The organism is Thauera mechernichensis (assembly GCF_029588855.1).
GTDB classification, from domain to species: Bacteria; Pseudomonadota; Gammaproteobacteria; order Burkholderiales; family Rhodocyclaceae; genus Thauera; species Thauera mechernichensis.
Genome location: NZ_JARQZE010000011.1, coordinates 24,260 through 42,083, shown reverse-complemented (window position 1 = coordinate 42,083; position 17,824 = coordinate 24,260). Strand labels below are relative to the sequence as shown.

At 64.3% G+C, this 17,824-nt stretch carries 14 protein-coding genes; 10 read left to right on the top strand and 4 right to left on the bottom strand.

Translation table 11 applies throughout. The features are described from left to right. Positions 1–13 precede the first annotated feature (13 nt). A complete protein-coding gene (locus tag P7F68_RS14255; RefSeq protein WP_277834107.1) occupies positions 14–1,858 on the bottom strand; it encodes an asparagine synthetase B family protein in 1,845 nt (614 codons plus the stop codon). Positions 1,859–1,951: 93 nt separating this feature from the next. On the opposite strand from P7F68_RS14255, the gene P7F68_RS14250 reads away from it, so the two are divergent. Genes P7F68_RS14250 through P7F68_RS14205 form a run of 10 tightly spaced genes read left to right on the top strand, consistent with a single transcriptional unit; the run spans position 1,952 to position 12,734 of the window. Continuing rightward, a complete protein-coding gene (locus P7F68_RS14250) occupies positions 1,952–2,977 on the top strand; it encodes a hypothetical protein (RefSeq protein ID WP_277834105.1) in 1,026 nt (341 codons plus the stop codon). 20 nt (positions 2,978–2,997) lie between these two features. Then, positions 2,998–4,410 carry an MBOAT family O-acyltransferase gene (locus P7F68_RS14245; protein WP_277834103.1) on the top strand — a complete coding sequence of 471 codons (1,413 nt, stop codon included), beginning with the start codon at positions 2,998–3,000 and terminating at the stop codon, positions 4,408–4,410. Positions 4,411–4,431: 21 nt separating this feature from the next. Continuing rightward, positions 4,432–5,664: a hypothetical protein gene (locus P7F68_RS14240; protein ID WP_277834101.1), complete on the top strand. Its 1,233-nt coding sequence runs from the start codon at positions 4,432–4,434 to the stop codon at positions 5,662–5,664. A gap of 37 nt (positions 5,665–5,701) precedes the next feature. Then, on the top strand, positions 5,702–6,850 hold the full coding sequence (locus P7F68_RS14235; protein ID WP_277834099.1) for a glycosyltransferase family 4 protein: 1,149 nt from the start codon (positions 5,702–5,704) through the stop codon (positions 6,848–6,850). 5 nt (positions 6,851–6,855) lie between these two features. Continuing rightward, the gene (locus P7F68_RS14230; RefSeq protein ID WP_002936236.1) at positions 6,856–7,713 is read left to right on the top strand and encodes a tetratricopeptide repeat protein; all 858 of its coding nucleotides are present in this window, start codon (positions 6,856–6,858) and stop codon (positions 7,711–7,713) included. 55 nt (positions 7,714–7,768) lie between these two features. After that, positions 7,769–8,737, top strand: a complete 969-nt coding sequence (locus P7F68_RS14225; RefSeq protein WP_002936235.1) for a glycosyltransferase family 2 protein — start codon at positions 7,769–7,771, stop codon at positions 8,735–8,737. Continuing rightward, the gene (locus P7F68_RS14220) at positions 8,721–9,524 is read left to right on the top strand and encodes a GNAT family N-acetyltransferase (RefSeq protein WP_386040018.1); all 804 of its coding nucleotides are present in this window, start codon (positions 8,721–8,723) and stop codon (positions 9,522–9,524) included. The genes P7F68_RS14225 and P7F68_RS14220 overlap by 17 nt, the downstream gene beginning before the upstream one ends. Further along, complete coding sequence (locus P7F68_RS14215; RefSeq protein WP_002936233.1) at positions 9,521–9,940, top strand: GtrA family protein; 420 nt, start codon at positions 9,521–9,523, stop codon at positions 9,938–9,940. The genes P7F68_RS14220 and P7F68_RS14215 overlap by 4 nt, the downstream gene beginning before the upstream one ends. After that, a complete protein-coding gene (rffA, locus tag P7F68_RS14210; protein ID WP_270069374.1) occupies positions 9,937–11,061 on the top strand; it encodes a dTDP-4-amino-4,6-dideoxygalactose transaminase in 1,125 nt (374 codons plus the stop codon). The genes P7F68_RS14215 and rffA overlap by 4 nt, the downstream gene beginning before the upstream one ends. Positions 11,062–11,096: 35 nt before the next feature. After that, on the top strand, positions 11,097–12,734 hold the full coding sequence (locus tag P7F68_RS14205; protein ID WP_277834091.1) for a hypothetical protein: 1,638 nt from the start codon (positions 11,097–11,099) through the stop codon (positions 12,732–12,734). A 44-nt stretch (positions 12,735–12,778) separates the two neighbouring features. On the opposite strand, the gene P7F68_RS14200 is transcribed toward P7F68_RS14205, so the two are convergent. Genes P7F68_RS14200 through P7F68_RS14190 form a run of 3 tightly spaced genes read right to left on the bottom strand, consistent with a single transcriptional unit; the run spans position 12,779 to position 17,779 of the window. Continuing rightward, the gene (locus tag P7F68_RS14200; RefSeq protein WP_002936230.1) at positions 12,779–15,934 is read right to left on the bottom strand and encodes a sulfatase-like hydrolase/transferase; all 3,156 of its coding nucleotides are present in this window, start codon (positions 15,932–15,934) and stop codon (positions 12,779–12,781) included. Beyond that, the gene (locus P7F68_RS14195) at positions 15,931–16,833 is read right to left on the bottom strand and encodes a glycosyltransferase family 2 protein (RefSeq protein ID WP_277834089.1); all 903 of its coding nucleotides are present in this window, start codon (positions 16,831–16,833) and stop codon (positions 15,931–15,933) included. The genes P7F68_RS14200 and P7F68_RS14195 overlap by 4 nt, the downstream gene beginning before the upstream one ends. After that, entirely contained in the window at positions 16,817–17,779 is a 963-nt protein-coding gene (locus P7F68_RS14190; protein WP_002926851.1) for a sulfotransferase family protein, read from the bottom strand. Before P7F68_RS14190 ends, P7F68_RS14195 begins: the two co-directional genes overlap by 17 nt. Positions 17,780–17,824: the final 45 nt, after the last annotated feature.

Sequence of the window (17,824 nt, the reverse complement as noted above, 5' to 3'; positions counted from 1 at the left end):
GTGCCGGCTCTCGTCACGCGTTGGCTTGGAGCCAGAGCTCCAGTTCCACCAGTACCCAGATCATGACCCCATAATAGCTTGCATGGCCGCTGGCGTGTTCGCGACGCAGGTAGGCCAGGTACGCCGGTTTCACGATACCGCGCCGGCCCAGGCTGGCCAGGGCGTCTTCGGCCAGCGCCTTGAGCGGTGCGTGCGCGTTCAGCCACAGTCCGAAAGGCAGGCCGAAGCCGTGCTTGCTCTTGGAGATGGTCTCGTCGGGCAGGAAGCCGCGCAGGGCGTCCTTGAACAGCACGCGCAGCCGGCCCTTGCGCACTTTCTGTTCTGGCGTGAGCTGCCCGGAGAAGGCGACGAGGTCGTCATCGAGGAAGGGGAAGCGCACCTCCACGCCGGCGGCCTCGCACATGCGCGTGACTTTGCGCAGATCGTTGTCGGCCAGCGTGATCTTGTGGTCGAGGTGCATCATGCGCTCGATCGGCTCGGGTGAAGCGCAACGGAAGTAGGCCTCGCGCGCGAGCTCCAGCGGGCGGTTGGTGTCGATCGCGGAGAGGAATTCAGGCTCGAAGATGTCCTGCAGCGGGCTGCGGTGCAGGAAGTTGTAGGTCTCCATGCGGTCTGGCAAGGGCACCCGTGCCTGCTCGATGTAGCTGCGCGCCTTGCGCACTGGCATGATCGACGCGCCCAGTGGAAAGTGCATCACCACCGGCTCCAGCAGATTGCGCAGCACGGGGGGGACGCGGTGGTAATGCTCGAAGACGCCCTGTTTGGCATAGCGTTCGTTGCCGCCGAAGAACTCGTCGCCGCCGTCGCCGGCCAGCACCACTTCGATGCCGTGCTCGCGCGCCATGCGCGCGCAGAAATAGGTCGGTGCCGCGGATGCGTTGCCGAATGGTTCATCGTAGGCCGCGGCAATGAGCGGCATCGCCTCGACGACATCGTCGGCGGTCACGTAGTACTCGTGCGCATTGGTGCCGAAATGGCGGGAGGTGATGCGGGCGAATTCCAACTCGTCGAAGCCCTGGGCGTCGAAGCCGATCGAGAAGGTCTCGGCCGGTTTGCCGCTGACCTTGCCCAGCATGCCGCTGACGGTGGAGCTGTCGGTGCCGCCGGAGAGGAAAGCGCCGGTTGGGCGGCCATCGTCGGCCTGGCGGGCTACGGCTTGTTCGGTGAGGTCAAGGAAGCGCTTGCGCAGTGCGGCTTCGTCGCCTGCGGCGCTGGCGTCGTAGGCAAGCTGCCAGTGAAAATTTCGCACTGCGTTCCTGCCGTCGAAGCTGGCGCATTGTGCAGGCAACAGCTTGGTGATGCCGGTAAAGGCGGTGTCGGGGCTGGGCACCATGTGGCAGTAGAGGTACTCGAACAGCGCCTGCCGGTCGATCGGGGCCGAAACCAGCGGGTGCTTCGCCACCGCGCGCGCGCTGGTGGAGAAGACGAGCGTCGCGCCCACCTGGGCGAAGCACAGGCGCTCGGTGCCGGTGCGGTCGATCGCGAGCAGGGCTCGCCGTTGACGCATGTCGATCAGCACAATGGCGAAATTGCCCTGCAGTCTGCCCAGAGAGGCTTCGCCGCCATCACGGTAAGCCGCCAGCGCGGCCGCGGCCACGCCTTCCGCGCGGGCGCGTGCGGCGAGTGACGCATCGGCCCAGCGCGGCCGCCCGAGCACTGCAGCCAGACAACCTGCGCCAAGATCGGTTGCCGTAGAGCAGGCCGGGTGGCTGGTGGCGAGCATGCCGGCATCGCTGGCCTGCACCTGCATGTCGGCGGACGACAGCCCTTCGGCTGCCAGCATCGCGTGCAAGGCATCGTGCGATGCAACACGTTCGTCGAAGTTAACCCAGCCGCAAAGTACTCGTCTTGATGTCATCGCTCTAAAATGCCCAAACCCATCGGAATGGCCACTATGGTAGCCGAGGTTGCAAGCGGGCAAGTGCGGCACGAATCACTCGGGATCAAGTTCATGGCGATGCGCATCAATGGCTGGTGGAGAGCGGGCATGCCCGGCGCGGGTGTCGTATGCGCTGTGGCGCTCCTGCTTGGCGCCGAGGCGCTCCTCCATTCGGATGTATTCATGCATCGATTGCGCTCGGTGTTCGCGGTAGGACGGGCGTATGACAAGGTTCTGTATGTGGAGCAGCAAGCTCCTCGCATGCTCGTGTTGGGCAACAGCCGAGTGGATAACGCGATCGATCCGCGCACGCTGGGTGCTGCTTTCGCTGCGGGGCGCGGCGGCTTCAACCTGGGCTTGCCGGGGGCCAACGCGAGCGCCTTGCTTGGGATTGCCCATCGGTTTGACGAGCGCGGTTTGTTTGGGCGCGGAAAGGTCGAGCGCGTGCTGATCGGGCTGGACGAGAGCCTGCTCCACGCCGGGGATGCGCTTGGCTATGATGTTTTCTTTGGTCAGCCGGATATATGGGAAGTGGGCGCGCAGGCCTATCTGCGCTCAACGTTGAGGCTGTGGGGCTACGCCGATAACCTGAAACAGTTGCGTGAGCCGGCGAAGCTGATCCAGTTCGCGACAGCGCTGACGGAGGAGGTCGAACCAGTCGGGGGCGGGGCCGCCGAGCGGCTCGGGTATCGCCCCGGGTTTGGCGACAACCAGGACGCCGGGCAGGTGGCGCGCCAGGAAGCGGGCTCCACCCATCCGCCGGACCCGAAGGTGGTTGCGGACTTCTGGAGCTTGCTCGACCTCCTTGAACGACGGCAGGTGAGCGTTGTGGTCGTCTTTCCCCCCTTGCTCAACCGCCGTGTGCTCTACCTTGAGGGTGCGCACCCTGCCTCATCGCCCTACCTTGCCTTGCGTCGGGAGTTGCTCGCACGAGGGGTTCCAATGTTCGCTTTGTCCGCCGATCTGAAGCTGCCGCCTGAAGGTTTCGTCAATGCGGGTCATCTGAACGATCTGGGGGCCCAGTATTTCAGCCGTGCACTCGGGCGGGCGCTCTCGGGAGGAACGCACGGCGAGGTGGAGCGGGTGGGCGCACTATGATTTTCAGTAGCGCGAGCTTCATGCTCTTCTTCATCGCGGTGCTGGCGGTGTACGCCGGTGCGCGTACGCCGGGGCAGCGGGCGGGCGTGCTGCTGGCGGCCAGCATTCTGTTCTACGCGAGCTGGAAGCCGATCTACCTGTTGCTGATCGGTCTTTCCGTCACGGCCAACTGGTTTGCCTACAGGGCCATGCTGAAGACGCGATCCCGTGCGTTGCTCACGGTCGTGATCGTCGCTGATCTCGGGGTGCTCGCGGGCTTCAAGTATCTTGGGCTGATCATCGAGTCCGCCTTGTGGCTGGCCAGCGCCGCAGGTGGCGAGGTGGTCGTTGCACGGCCGGGCTGGATCGACTGGGTGCTGCCACTGGGAATCAGCTTCTATACGTTCCAGATGCTCAGTGCAATGATCGACGTCTATCGTGGTGACTGCACGAAAGAGATCGGCTATCGAGACTGGTGTCTGTACGTCACGTTCTTCCCGCAACTCATTGCCGGACCCATCCTGCACGTTCACGAGTTGGTCGAGCAGTTGCAGACCCTCAAGCCGATCGCTTGGGACAACCTCAGGATAGGGGCCTTCATATTTGTCGGTGGCCTGATCAAGAAGGCGCTTTTTGCTGACAACCTGGGGCCGGTTGTCGATGACCTCTATGCCCATCCAGAGCGTCTGGACCTGATGCGGGCTTGGCTGGCCACGCTTGCCTTCGGGATGATGATCTACCTGGACTTCTCGGGCTACAGTGAGATGGCGCTTGGGCTCGCGCGCATGTTCGGGGTCGTCTTGCCGCTGAACTTCCAGTTCCCCTACATCAGCCGCAACCCGTCCGAGTTCTGGCGCCGGTGGCACATCACCTTGTCCCGCTGGCTACGCGACTACCTCTATGTTTCGCTTGGCGGCAACCGGGGCGGGCGCTTCGATACGTATCGCAACCTCATGCTGACGATGTTGCTGGGCGGCCTGTGGCACGGCGCCAACTGGACCTTCGTGTTCTGGGGGTTCCTCCATGGTGCTCTGTTGGTGCTCAATCGCCTGCTGAACAATGCTCTGCGGCTGTTGGACGTCCGCGAGGGGGGCAGGCTTGACCGCCTGGTCTCTCTCATGGGTTGGCCGGTCATGTTCGTCATCGTACATTTCACCTGGGTGTTCTTTCGTGCGCCGACCTTTGCCGATGCATGGCAGATCTGTGTGGCGATGATGGGGCTGGCGGACCCGGTCGTGCTTGCGCCTGTACGTCTCTATCAGGCGCTGGGCGTCCTGTCGACGGTCGTCCTCGTTCTGCTCGAGCCCCGGATAGTCGATGCCTGCCGGCGCCGAGGGATTGACTGGTGGTGGCGGGTACCGTTTCTGCTGCGCGGTACGGCATACGCATCGCTTGTCATTGCGCTGGTGACGCTCGGCGGGCCGACGCAGAAGTTCATCTATTTTGATTTCTAGTGTTTCTGACTTGCCGGACAAATGTACGCCTTTCTCCTGATTGCCGGTTTCTCTCTGCTTGCAGCATGGGTGTTGTTTTTTTTCGCGAACCGCGACCTGCTGCTGCGGCTGTGGCGCGAGCCCACATTGCTAAGGCCGGTGCTGATCGTCGAGAGCGACGACTGGGGGCCGGGGCCAGAGGCGGATGCGCAAGCTTTGCAGCGCATCGCAGCAATACTTGCGCGAGTGCGCGACCGCGAGCATCGGCCTGCGGTGATGACGCTCGGTGTCGTGCTGGGAAAGCCCGATGGCGCGGCCATTCTCGCCGACAACTGCGGACACTATCACCGCAGAGGCCTGGGCGAGGCACGCTATGCGCCGATCGTGGGGGCCATGCGGCAGGGCTGTGAAATGGGGGTCTTCGCACTTCAGCGCCATGGTCTTGAGCACTGCTGGCCTGAGTCGCTGCTTGTGCGCGCCCGTCAGGACGGCGTGCTGCGCGCATGGTTGGCGGACCCCGAGGCACGCAGCGAGGCCTTGCCGTCCGCGCTGCAGAGTCGCTGGGTGGACGCCGGAACGCTTCCGAGCCGCCCCTTGCCGGAAGCGGAGGTCCGGCGTGCGGTCATGGACGAAGCGGAGGTCTTTCTGACCCTGTTCGGCATTTGTCCCCCGGTTGCCGTACCGAATACCTTTGTGTGGGACGACGCGGTCGAGCGTGCCTGGGCGCAGAGTGGGGTACGTTGTGTCGTCACATGCGGGCGTCAGTACCAGGCGCGTGGCGCGGATGGCGCGCTCGCGGCATCCGCGCGACGTATCGTCAACGGAGAGTCGGGGCAGAGCGGTGTGCGCTACCTTGTGCGAGATGCCTACTTCGAGCCGATCCGCGGCCACCGCGCGGAGCAGGTGTGGGAAGCTGTGGCGCGGCGCACCGCCCTGGGACGACCCACCCTGCTCGAGACGCATCGGGAGAGCTTCATCGACGCTGACCATGGCGACACCGCGCTGGCCGAACTGGAGCGAGCACTTGCTGGCGTCGTCGAGCGTCACCCCGACGTGTGCTTCATCAGCACGGAGCGGCTGGCCGATGCCTATGCCGATCGGCAGCATGCGCTGTGGCAGCGCAGCATGCGTGCACGCAGCGTGACATTCCTGCGCCGTTTGCTTGCCGAGGCAGGCCTGTCGCGTCCGCTCAAGCTGTGCGGGCTCTACTTCGTGTTGCCGATGGTCGTGCGACTGCTGGCCACCGTGACCCCGTCCGCAGCGGGTCGGCACTGAGGGTGTTAGCATCCGCCCCGCCGCACTGGAAACCATCATGCAAAAACGCTATCTGGTCCTGACCGAACTCTTTCTGCCGACCAAGGGAGGCACGGCCGTCTGGTTCGACGAGGTCTATCGCCGCCTCGGCGGCAAGGACATCCACATCGTCACCGCGGATGTGCCGGGCGCGGAGGAGTACGACCGCGATCACCCCAACTCCATTCACCGGCTGTCGCTCAAGCGCGTACCCTGGCTGAAGCCGGAGTCGCTGCTGATGTACCTGCGCTTCTTCTTTACCTCGCTGTGGCTGGCATTGACCCACCGTTTCGACGCCATCCATGCTGGCCGAGCATTGCCCGAGGGCCTGGTGGCGTGGCTGGTCGCACGCCTAACCCGCCGGCCGGTGGCGATCTACGCACATGGCGAGGAGCTTACCGGCTGGGGGCGGGGCAACAAGTACAGGGCCATGCGCTTTGCGCTGCGCCATGCGGACAAGGTGATCGCCAACAGCGACTTCACCCACGACACCCTGGTGGAGATGGGGGTCGCGCCCGAACGCATCGAGATGATTCATCCCGGTGTCGATACCGAACGCTTCCGGCCCGGGCTGCCGTTTCAGGATCTGCGCGACAGCCTGGGGCTGGCCGATGGGGTGAGACTCATCCTGTCGGTGGGCCGCTTGAGCCGGCGCAAGGGCTTCGATACTGTGATCCGCTGCCTTCCCGCTGTACTCGAGGCCGGGGTGGACGTGCACTACGCCGTCATCGGCATCGGCGAGGATCGCGACTATCTTGCCGGCCTGGTTGACGAGTGCGGTGTGGGCAGGCGCGTGCACCTGCTCGGTCATGTGCCCATGGACGATCTGCCGCGCTGGTACAACGCCTGCGACCTTTTCGTCCTCGCCAATCGGGATATCGAAGGCGATACCGAAGGCTTCGGAATTGTTTATATTGAAGCGGCGGCGTGCGGAAAGGCCGCTATTGCCGGCCGCGCGGGTGGAACGGGTTCAGCCGTGCTCGACGGTGTGACGGGGCTGAGGGTAGAGACGAGCAACCTTGACGAGTTGCAGCAGGCGATCTGCCGCTTGCTGGGGGACAGCGGATTCCGCGACACGATGAGCGCGGCCGCGATGGAGCGCGCGCACGCTATGCTGAGCTGGACTGCGGTGGCTCAGCGGACCAGCGCCTTGAACTTGCGCAGCTGAGGGTGATGAGGGTCATGATCAGGAACTTGATTGGTTTTCTTGGTGTGGGGCTCGTGCCCGTCCTGCTTTCGCCAGCGATGGCGCAGTGGAACCCCGGCGGAACGCCGGCGGAGCAAGCACAGTTGCCGCAAGTGTGTGCAGTCAAGCTCCGCAACGATGATCGCAGCGCGGAGGGGCAGCGCTACCTTGCTCAGTTCGGCGCCGACAACTGGGTGCACATGCACCATTACTGCTATGGGAGGGTCTTTCTTCTCCGTGCGGCCCAAGCGTCGACGAAGCGGGATCAGGACTATCAGCGTTCGCTGGCCGTGAAGGAGTTCTCCTATGTGCTCAAGGCTGCGAAACCCGATTTCTGGATGCGCCCGCAACTCAATCTCGAGCTCGGCCGGGTTCACCTGCTACTGGGGCAGGCTGCGCAGGCGACGGCGCTTTTTTCCGACGCGATCCGGCTCAATCCTCACTATCAGCCGGCCTACCTGGCGTTGATATCCGAACTTCGCAGCAAGGGACAACAAGCTACTGCGCTTACAGTTGCAGAAGAGGGGCTCAGGCACCTCCCAAACTCAGCCGAGCTCAAGAAGCTGTATTTCGAACTCGGCGGCAAGGAGCCTTTGCCCACGCCTGCCAGAGCGGCGACCACGGGTCGGGGGGCGGGTCGGGATGCACCGCCCGAAGCGACTCGCGCTGACACCAGTCAGGCCGAGTCCGCCGCAACGGAGCGCAAGGAGGCGGGGGACAGCGAGGTGGCCGAGGAGAATGCGCCGAGCGAGGCGTCCCCAGCCTCGTCGGGGCAATCGCGGAACTGCCGATTTTGTCCGCCCGATGAGGTCGAGGAGCGTTGGCGCGAAGGGTTTCGCAACTAGCGCGGCGGGCATGGCAGTTTGACCGGCCAGTCAATTCCATGATGGATCGAGTGAGATGAGCGTTCCGATTCGAATCTCGGTGGTCGTTCCGGTCTATCGCTCACAGGAGACGCTGCCGCACCTTCATCGACGCCTGCTGGTTGTTCTCGAAGAGCTGGGAGAGACCTTCGAGATCCTCTTCGTTGAGGATTGTGGTGGCGACGATTCCTGGGCTGTCATTGAGGCGCTTGCCGCCGCGGACGCCAGGGTGCTGGGTTTGCGCCTTGCGCGCAACTACGGCCAGCACAACGCCTTGCTATGTGGTATTCGGGCCGCACGCGGCGAGTGCATCGTCACCCTTGATGACGATCTGCAGAACCCCCCTGAGGAGATTCCGCGCTTACTTGCCAAGCTGAATGAGGGCCATGACGTCGTGTACGGTGCGCCTCAGGCCGAGACGCACGGTTTTCTGCGCGATCAGGCTTCCCGGATCACCAAGCTTGCGCTGCAGGGGGCGATGGGGGTGGAGTCGGCCAGCAAGGTGAGTGCGTTTCGGGTCTTTCGGACTCGTCTGCGCGAGGCGTTCGCCGCCTATCGAAGCCCATCGGTCAATATCGACGTGTTGTTGACCTGGGGTACCACGCGATTCGCTGCCGTACAGGTTCGGCAGGATGAGCGGGCCATCGGTGACTCGGGCTATACGCTGAGGAAGCTCTTCAATCATGCACTCAACATGATGACGGGCTTTTCGGTGTTGCCGCTTCAGATCGCAAGCGTGCTGGGAATTGCCTTCGGCGCCTTGGGCTTTCTCGTGCTCTTCTATGTGCTGCTGCGTTATCTGGTCGATGGCAGCGCGGTACCAGGCTTCCCTTTCCTCGCATCGATCATCGCCATATTCTCGGGGGTCCAGCTCTTTGCGCTCGGGATCTTTGGCGAATATCTGGCGAGAATGCATTTTCGTTCGATGGAGCGCCCGCCCTACGCGCTGATGTCGTCGACGCGCATGCCTGCCGATACGGAGGGCGGCTGTGGCCAACGTGAGTGAGTCGCGCAGATCTGCTCTTCTGCATGGGGAGATCACTGCCGGCCCGCTTCGCCTCGCCTGGGCGGAGGCGCCGTGGGATACGGTGGTACTTGGTCATCCTGTGGTGCAGATTTCGCGGATCGAGGCCGACCTCGGTGCAAGAGCGGACGATCTCGCACCTTTCGTCGTCGCATGCGAGGCGGGTGGCGTTGAGTTGGCAAGTTGCCGCCTGGCGCACGATCGCTTGCGCGAGTCCATGCTGCTCGAGGAGATCGGTTTTCGCTTCATCGAGATGGTCTACCAGCCCGAATTCGCCTGCTCGGAATGGACGCAGACAGGCGATGAGAGGGGGCTGGAACTTGTCCTTGCATCGGCACGTGATCTTCCGGCGATCATCGAACTGGCTGGCACCGCCTTTGGCTGCGAGCGTTTCCACATGGATCCCAGACTGCCGTCCGGTCTGGGTGACCTGCGTTACCAGAACTGGGTACGCAACTGCCTGGAGCATCCTTCGCAGCGCCTGTATGCGCTTAGAGAGGCTGGGGACCTGGTGGCGTTCTTCGTCGTCGAGATGCTCGTCGACGGTACCTGCTACTGGCACTTGAATGCTGTCTCGCCAGCACGGCAAGGCATGGGCTATGGGCTGCGAGCCTGGCGGCAGATGATGCATCAGGCGTTCAAGGATGGGGCGCGTCGGGTGCGTACCAGTATCGTCGCGCGGAACCACCGTGTGCTGAACCTATACGCGCGGTTAGGTTTCGTGTTCCCCGCGCCATCGATGACCTTCCACTGGGTGCGCAGCGCATGAGCGGTCGTGTCGCACTGCGCCAGTTTCTTCGTTATGCCACGGTAGGCCTGGTGTCCAACGCAATTCTTTACCTCGCATATCTTGGGCTCACTGCCCTGGGTGTCGAGGCCAAGCGCGCAATGACGCTGCTCTATGTCCTGGGCGTCGTGCAGACCTTTGGCTTCAACAAGCGTTGGTCGTTTGCCCATGGGGGTGTGCGGGGCACTGCCTTCGTTCGCTACGCCATATCCTATGCACTCGGCTATGTGATGAATCTCGGCGGTTTGCTGGTATTCGTGGACGTACTCGGATATCCGCACCAGATCGTCCAGGGGCTGTTCATCCTCGGGTTGGCGATGTTGATGTTCCTGCTGCAGAAGTACTGGGTCTTCAGACCGCTGACCGTCTCCGCGCAAACGACCGGGCCACTGCCATGAACATCCCCTTCAACAAGCCCCACATGACGGGCAAGGAACTCTGGTACATCGCCCAGGCACATGCCAATGGACACCTCGCTGGCGATGGGCGCTTCACCGGCCTGTGTTCGCGCTGGCTCGAGGCTCGCACCGGCGCTTCCAAGGCCTTGTTGACCCATTCATGCACTGCAGCGCTGGAGATGGCCGCCATCCTGGCCGATCTTCAGCCTGGTGATGAGGTCATCATGCCCTCTTACACCTTCGTTTCGACGGCCAACGCGTTCGTGTTGCGTGGGGCCGTACCTGTTTTCGTCGATGTTCGCGCCGACACCCTGAACATCGATGAGCAACTCATCGAGGCAGCCATCACGGCGCGCACGCGGGCGATAGTCCCTGTCCATTACGCAGGTGTCGGCTGCGAGATGGATGCGATCATCGATATCGCCCGCCGCCATGAGCTCCTGGTGATCGAGGATGCTGCACAGGCGGTCATGGCGAGCTACAAGGGCCGACCGCTGGGTGGTATAGGCGACATGGGGGCGTTGTCCTTTCATGAGACCAAGAACATCATTTCCGGGGAAGGGGGGGCACTGCTCGTCAATTCGGTGCATCACGCCGCGCGAGCCGAGATCGTGCGCGAGAAAGGCACCAACCGTTCGCAGTTCTTCCGTGGCCAGGTCGACAAGTACACCTGGGTCGACATCGGCTCATCCTACCTCCCGGGGGAGCTGATTGCGGCCTTCCTGTGGGCTCAGATGGAGGAAGCCGACAGCATCACCCGGCGCCGGCTGGGCATTTGGGAGACCTACCATCATGGCTTCGCCGAAGCCGAGCGCCAGGGTCGCCTCCGGCGCCCGGTGGTCCCTCCTCACTGCGCACACAATGCCCACATGTATTACCTGCTGCTGCCCGAGCTGGACGTACGCACCGCCTTCATCGAGCGCCTGCGCCGCTTGGGCATTCACTGCGTGTTCCACTACATCCCCCTGCATGATGCGCCGGCGGGTCGCCGCTTCGGGCGACCGCACGGCACTTTGGCGGTGACCGAGGATGTCGCCAAGCGGCTGGTCCGCCTTCCCGTATGGTTGGGCATGGAGGACGAGCAGGCCGGGATCATCGACCAGGTCCTCGCCGCGCTTTGAAGCGCTCACCCCAGAGATCCGGCTGTGCGCAGGATGTGCGATCGCATCTTGCGGATGGGTCCGGTGGCCATCTTTTCAAGCGCCTGCTCTGGCTGGCGCTCGTGGGCGCAGTCGTGATCGTCGCGTTCGCCCGCACTCCGCTCGGGGATGTGCACTGGGACTCACCGATCTATCTATACCAAGCCAAGCGTTTCGCCGAGACGCCGTATGTTAATGACATTGCTGCGAGTTCCAGGCAGATCGTCGCCCAGATCGCGGGAAACTGGCCAGAGGATGAGGGCTATTCGGAGGCCTACTGGCGGGCCAGTCGTCTGGGCCACATCGCGATCCTGGGCGTGCTTGTCGATGTGCTCGGGAGCACGGCGAACGCGGTTCTCGCCGCGCATTGGCTGTTTGTCATCGCGATGCCGCTTGGCTTGTTCGCGTGGTGCCGGGTTGCCCTGCTTGCGGGGAGACTGATCGAGCCGGGTGAACGGCTCGGGCTTGGCCTGTGCTTCTCTGCGCTCCTCTTCGTTCTTTCGGATATCTACGCCTACCTGAGTGGCAATCTTGTCAGCGAGGTCATCAGCTTCGGCCTGGGGGGGGCGGCGGTGTGGGCGCTGCTGGCGGCCGTAAGCACGGGCGCCGTGATGCTGGCGGCGGTCTCGGGCGTGCTCGCCGTGCTGGGTTACATGGTCCGGGTGGAGAGCGTCTGGGCATGGTTGGCATTCATGCTCGCCTTCCTGGCGTTCGCACCGGCGCAGCCAGCACGCCAGATGCTGCTACGCTGCTACGTCATCGCGGGCGCGGTGGCGCTGCTCGGTTATGCACTCTACGCCTGGTTTTTCCATCCTCTGGCGGACCCGCGCCACTACCTCGAGTTTGCGGGCAGCCTGGTGGACAGAGCCAGGAGCGGAGTGCATCCGTTGAATCTCGTATTCGTGGTCGGTGGCATGCTATGGCTTGGCGCTGCGCTCGCCCTTGCCTTGTTCGTCAGATCGCCCGTGGTGCGCTTTGGCGGGCTATGGCTCCTGCTTGCAGGGCTTCCTTCCTGGTGGTTGGTCGCGGCAGGCTCCGAGGTGCAGACGCGAATGTTGATCGGTCTGGTGCCACCGCTGGTTCTGCTGTCTGCGCTTGGATGGTGCTGGGTGTTTGGAGGCTGGCGCACGCCGATGCGGCGCGGGATGCTAGGTGCCACCTTGGTGCTGCTCTTGATCGTGCGGCCGCCCGTCTACGGTTGGCTGGTCGAGCAGCCGGGTGTGTGGCGTATCCAGCGACTCGGTGCTGCCATGTTCGTGCCGAAGTACGAGCGCATCGATTACCAGCCGCAGGCGATGGCAGTGATCAGCGCGCACGTTTTCGATGCGCAGGCCGTGCCGACGGTTCTGCTGCGCGGCGTGACGGTACAGCAGGAGTACCTCAACCTGATTCGCTTCTTCGGACCATCCTACTCGAGTGATGCACGCCTTGCGCTTGTAGGGGATCCCACCAATCCGGGCGCCTGCGAGCACAAGCTTGACCGCCCTGATGAACCGGTCCGCTTCTGCACTGGCTTTGCAGGAGAATCCGCGTTGCCTGCAGCAGTGGAGGCAGGGCGTGTATTCAATCTGAGGCGCGATCAGGTCGCGCCCTTGTTGGGCGCTACCGAGCGTTTGCGGGCGGGCGGTTTCGTGCTCGAGCACCTTGGTCGCTGACCCCCGCCGCGGATGCGAAAGGGGGCTGTGGCCCGAGCCTGCTCTCAGCCCGCTTCGGCAGGATCCAACTCCAGGCGTTGATCTTCCCGAAGGGCCGGGTCGTTTGCCATCCAGGCGTGCAGTTCGCCCCAAAGCCGCACGACTTCCTCGGGATACTTCGCCGCCACGTCACTCGTGCATCCCGGGTCGGCTGCGACGTTGTAGAGGCTGAGCTTGCGACCGGACTCCAGCGGCTGGTAGACGAGTTTCCAGGGGCCGTCGCGTACCATGCGGTCCTTTGCCACCACGACCTCTTGCTGGTAGTGCGCCCGGATGGCGAGGCTACCCGAGTCGGGGTCGGGAATGTCGAGTAGTTCGAGCAGGTTAGGGTAGCTGAGATGGCCTTCGGGGAGCCCAGGTACAGGCGCAATCCATATCCCGGTCTCGTTGAACGCCTTCAGGTGCAGGTCAGTGGCCGGGTCGGCGATGGTCGGCACGAGCGAGACGCCATCGCAGCCAACGGAGGGCGCGTCGAGCAGTTCGAGCAGGGTTGGCATGATGTCGACGCTGCGTACGACCTGGTCGATGCGCTGCCCACGCGCTTGCTTGGTGTCAACGACGACCAGCGGTACTCGCGCACTGAAGTCGCCGAGCGCCGAGTTGCCCTGTCCCCAGGTGCCATGCTCGAAGAACTCCATGCCGTGGTCACTGTAGAGGACGATGACGGTGTTCTCGGCGAGCCCGCTGGCCTCGATCTGTCGCATCAGACGTCCGACCTCGTCGTCGAACTGTGCGACGCAACCGTCATAGAGGTCGAGGATCTGGTCGAGGTCGAACTCCTCACGAGGTTCGCCCTGACGGCGGATGATCTCGAACGGCTCGGTCAGGCGAGCCATGGCAAATTTCGATGCGCCGGAATAGGCTGGGTCGGAGAACCGCGTGTAGTAGGGGTGCTCGGACGCGAACGGCGGGTGGGTGGTGGAGTAGAAGATGTTGAGCAGGAAGGGTTCGCTGGTGTTGGCAAGCCTCGTCAGAGTGCGGCGCGCACGGCGGCCGAGCATGCCGGTCTGGGGAACGCCGCCAAGGTAGTGGATCTCGGGAAGCAACTGACGGCCGAGGCGGTTGTGCAGGAACAGTGACAGAAACAGTCGAATGTCCTTTGGACCCTGGCGGACCAGATACTTCAGGTTCCATTGGTCGGCGGGCAGGTCCGTGATGTCGAAGCCGAAGTCGAACTTGCCCAGGTCGGCCCCGCACCAATCCGAGACCGCCGCGGTGCGATATCCGAGGGCTCGCAACACGTTGGGCAGTGTCTTGTCCTTGAGTCGCGTCTCTGCCTCCGTAACATAGTTGTCGCGTACGCCATGGTGGTGGGGCCAGGTCCCCGTGAACAGGGAGATCAGGCTGGGGGCGGTGCGGGCGCAGGGAACGTAACAGGCGCTGAACAGCGCCCCCTGTGCGGCGAGCGCGTCGATGTGGGGCGTGATCGAGACTCCGTCGCGCTGTGCGCCGATGCGGTCTGCACGCAGGGTGTCGCTGCCGATCATCACCACGTTTCGTCGCCCGCTTGACGCCGTCGTGCGCGCGTGAGCGCCGTCCGGCTCCCAGATTGCATAGAGCAGAAGTGCGATGTAGCCGCATGCGGCGAGCAGCAGGGTGCCGGCGTCGGCCGCACTGTCCTGGTGGTAGCGCAGCACGGCAAGCGCGCTTACCAAGGCGATGCCGGAAAACAGCACGATGCGGGCGATCAGGTCCAGGCCGCGGCGGGACAGTGCTCGCCACAGGCGATGGATGCGCACGGTGCGGTACTGCCAGGACGCGATGACCAGCCCTGGGTTCAGCGAAAGTGCCCGGCAGCCGGCATACACTGTCGCGAGCGCAAGGGTCAGCGCGCCCCCGGCTGCGGTCGACCACAGTGGCGGTTCGCGCCCCATGGCTTCGGCCGCGCTGATCCAGAGCGCCGCGCCGGGGAAAGCCCAGAATGCCGCAACACAAAGTGACGCAAATGCCAGGCGTGCGAGCGCGAAGACGATGTAGTTGCGGTAGCGGTTGACGATCTCGTCGCGCAGCCCGGGGCCGGTGCGCGAGAAATCGCGCACCGACTTGACCACGAGCAGCGCTGCAGTGAAGGCACCAACGAGTCCGGATGCGAATGCAGCCTCGCCCAGCCAGTCCCGCCCCAGCATCGCCGCCAGGGCGAGCGCGGTGGCGGCGATCGCCAACAGGCTGGCCGACAGGTATTCGGCACCGAGCATCGGCAGCGCCGCCCGTTTGCGCCGCCGCCGGTGCTGGTCGCGGATGCCCGAGATCTCGCCCAGCGCGGACGACAGCCGGACCAAGTAGAAGCGGCGTGCCTGCAGACGCCACGACAGCGCGAGACCGGCGGCGTAGCCTGCGGCCTTGCGCCACATGTAGCGCGGTACGCGTTCGAATTCCGCACGGACGCGCGTGACCGACTGCGAACGCTGGAAACCCTTGCGCGCCACATACGAGAGGGTCAGCCGCTCGCTGTCCACATAGTGGTACTGGAGGATTGCGGGCACGTAATGCAGACGCGTACCGTTGCGCAGTGCGCGCAGGATCCAGTCTGCGTCCTCCGAGCCGCCAAGGTCGTGCCCGGTAGGGCCGAGTTCGATTGCGAACGGGCCAGTCCGTGCGATCACCGCCAGGCGTGCGACCAGATTGCCTCCGCCGGGGATGGGGCCGTCGACATCGATTGCGAAGTCATCCTGGCCCTGGTCGTAGCGCGGTACGGGTAACGGGTAGATTCGGTAGGGGCCCTCGTCGTGCACCCAGGCGGGCTCGGTGCCGTCCCAGTCGGGGACGATACGGCCACAGAAGAGGTCGGCCTCCGGCCAACTGCTTGCTGCTCCGGTGATCGCCTCCAGATAGCTCGCGTCCACCCGGTGGTCGTCGTCCACAAAGGCCACCAGTTCGTCCTCGAGCAGAGGGAGCGCACGGTTCAGCGCGTGAGACTTGCCTGGCGTAGGCTCCGCGACCCAGGTGAGCGGCAGGCCGCCGTCGGGGTGTGCGCCGCGAGCCGTCAGAAACGCATGCGTGCCATCAGAGCAGGCGTTGGCGACCACGAACAGGCGGATCCGCCATCCCGCGGGCTGTGCTGCGCCATCCAGCGATGCGATGACGCGAGAGAGCAGATCCACCCTGTTGTGGGTGCAGATCAGGATGGTGAGGGTGTTCGGCGCGGGGCGTTCAGGTTTCACAGTCTCGCTCCGGTGATCAAGGCCAGGGTGATCCCCGCCACCAGTCTCCCATGGCTCAGGGGGGCGAGCATGAGGGCGCGTGCAAGATCGGCGAGTGCTGCGCCACGATCTCCCTCGCGGCACGCCCACTTGGCGTAGTCGCACAAGGTGCCTGCGTAGAGTGCGCGCCAGTAGGCGCCGCGCTTGTTGGCCGGCAGGAGGTGGCGGTTCTTGCGCGTCATCGCCAGTGCGCCCGCGCGCATTCGCCTGCGGTTCCGGCTGACGCTGCCCGGACGCTTGAGGACCACCACCAGGGCTTCGGGAATGCATGCAAAGCCGCCACGTGCAGCGAGGCGGATCCACAGGTCTGTATCCTCCGCACCGAACAGGGTCTCGTCGAAGCCGCCGAGCGCTTGTACGAGTTCGCGCCGCGCCAGCACCGATGAGGCGCCGCCAGCAATCAGCGCGTGGGCGGCGAAGACCTCGGTGACCGAGGCGGTGCCATTGCCCTGGCAGGCCCAGGCGCCGACCACCTGACCGTCGGGAGCCTCGAGGGTTGCGGTGGCCGCGCAGAACGCAAGTTCGGGCCGGTTGTCCAGTAGCGCGACCTGGCGCTCGAGCTTGGCTGGCAACCAGCGATCGTCCGCATCAAGGAAGGCGAGGTAGCGTCCGCGTGCGTTGCGGATGCCGGCATTGCGCGCACTGCTCATGCCGCCGTTCGGCTGTGATACGACAAGCAGCGCATCGCCGTAGCTGCGCAGGATCTCGGACGTGTCGTCGGTGCTGCCGTCGTCGACGACGATCAACTCGAAGTCCGGGAAGCTCTGCGCCAGCACGCTGTCGATCGCGTGCCGGATGCACCACGCCGCATTGAAGGCAGGGATGACGACGCTGACCGTCGGTTCAGTCGTCGATTGCATAGCCCAGTTCGCACATGAGTGGAGCGATGGTCGGCAGGATGCGCTCGATCGCCCGAGGGTTGCTCTCCTTCCACTTCTGCCTCTTCGGCGCACCCTTCACGATGCTCGTCGGACGCCCGGAGAGGTTGGCGCAATGCGCTTGCATGCGTGCATCGAAGGGCAGGTCCAGGCGCTCGAACACGGAGCGGAACATCTCGACCGGGTGCTCGAAGATATCCTCGTAGCGCACCTGTACCCACTGCGCAGCCGGCACGTCGCGTGCCGCATCGAGGGCGAGCCGGTTGGCACTGAGCCACTGGAATGCGCAAACCTCCTCGAGGCTGGCCTGGTTGTAGTCACGCCAGCCGGGCGGGAGGAAGAAATGCCATTCGCTGAACTCTCCATCATTGATCGCTACAGGCACGGGTGAGGGGCCGAAGAACTTCTCCAGGCCGAAACCTCCGTCGCTGCGGCCCAGGCGCCAGCCGTCGATCATCGAGCTGATGTTGTCGCGCCCGTCACGGTGGATGAACACGAACCTTGCCTGCGGGAAGAGCTTGTGCAGGTAGCCCACGCGCAGCGTGTTGATGCAGGTCTTGTCGAGCACCGGGCCGGCACCGAGGCGGGCGTAGAAGTAGGCGAGCGCACGTTGGCGGTGCTCGGGGTCGGCCTGCTCGGGGCCTGCCGCCTCCGAGATCCAGCCGTTGTTATTCGGCCCGTAGAGTCCGTTCCAGAACTGCGGCAGCTCATAGTCGAAGTGCAGGAAGTGCCCGCCCGCCGCGAGCGTCTCGAAGGTGATGGTGGTGCCCGAGCGCGAGCAGCCGATTACGAAGACCGGATCGGGCATGTCCGGGTGTGCGAGCGCGTAGTAATGCTCCCTGGCACGCCAGCGCAGCCATTGCACGTTCTTGGCGCGGATCTCGGGGTCGAGCAGTTTGTGCAGGTGGGGAAGCCTGAGTGAGGGCATCGGGGCAGGTTCGATCAGGTGTACGGGGTGGGCGGGGGTGACGAC

Coding starts and splice junctions, on each gene's coding strand:
- P7F68_RS14215 (WP_002936233.1), top strand. CDS start 9,521: ATGAGCGGTCGTGTCGCACTGCGCCAGTTTCTTCGTTATGCCACGGTA.
- P7F68_RS14195 (WP_277834089.1), bottom strand. CDS start 16,833: ATGCAATCGACGACTGAACCGACGGTCAGCGTCGTCATCCCTGCCTTC.
- P7F68_RS14225 (WP_002936235.1), top strand. CDS start 7,769: ATGAGCGTTCCGATTCGAATCTCGGTGGTCGTTCCGGTCTATCGCTCA.
- P7F68_RS14230 (WP_002936236.1), top strand. CDS start 6,856: ATGAGGGTCATGATCAGGAACTTGATTGGTTTTCTTGGTGTGGGGCTC.
- P7F68_RS14245 (WP_277834103.1), top strand. CDS start 2,998: ATGCTCTTCTTCATCGCGGTGCTGGCGGTGTACGCCGGTGCGCGTACG.
- P7F68_RS14235 (WP_277834099.1), top strand. CDS start 5,702: ATGCAAAAACGCTATCTGGTCCTGACCGAACTCTTTCTGCCGACCAAG.
- P7F68_RS14190 (WP_002926851.1), bottom strand. CDS start 17,779: ATGCCCTCACTCAGGCTTCCCCACCTGCACAAACTGCTCGACCCCGAG.
- P7F68_RS14240 (WP_277834101.1), top strand. CDS start 4,432: ATGTACGCCTTTCTCCTGATTGCCGGTTTCTCTCTGCTTGCAGCATGG.
- P7F68_RS14255 (WP_277834107.1), bottom strand. CDS start 1,858: ATGACATCAAGACGAGTACTTTGCGGCTGGGTTAACTTCGACGAACGT.
- rffA (WP_270069374.1), top strand. CDS start 9,937: ATGAACATCCCCTTCAACAAGCCCCACATGACGGGCAAGGAACTCTGG.
- P7F68_RS14250 (WP_277834105.1), top strand. CDS start 1,952: ATGGCGATGCGCATCAATGGCTGGTGGAGAGCGGGCATGCCCGGCGCG.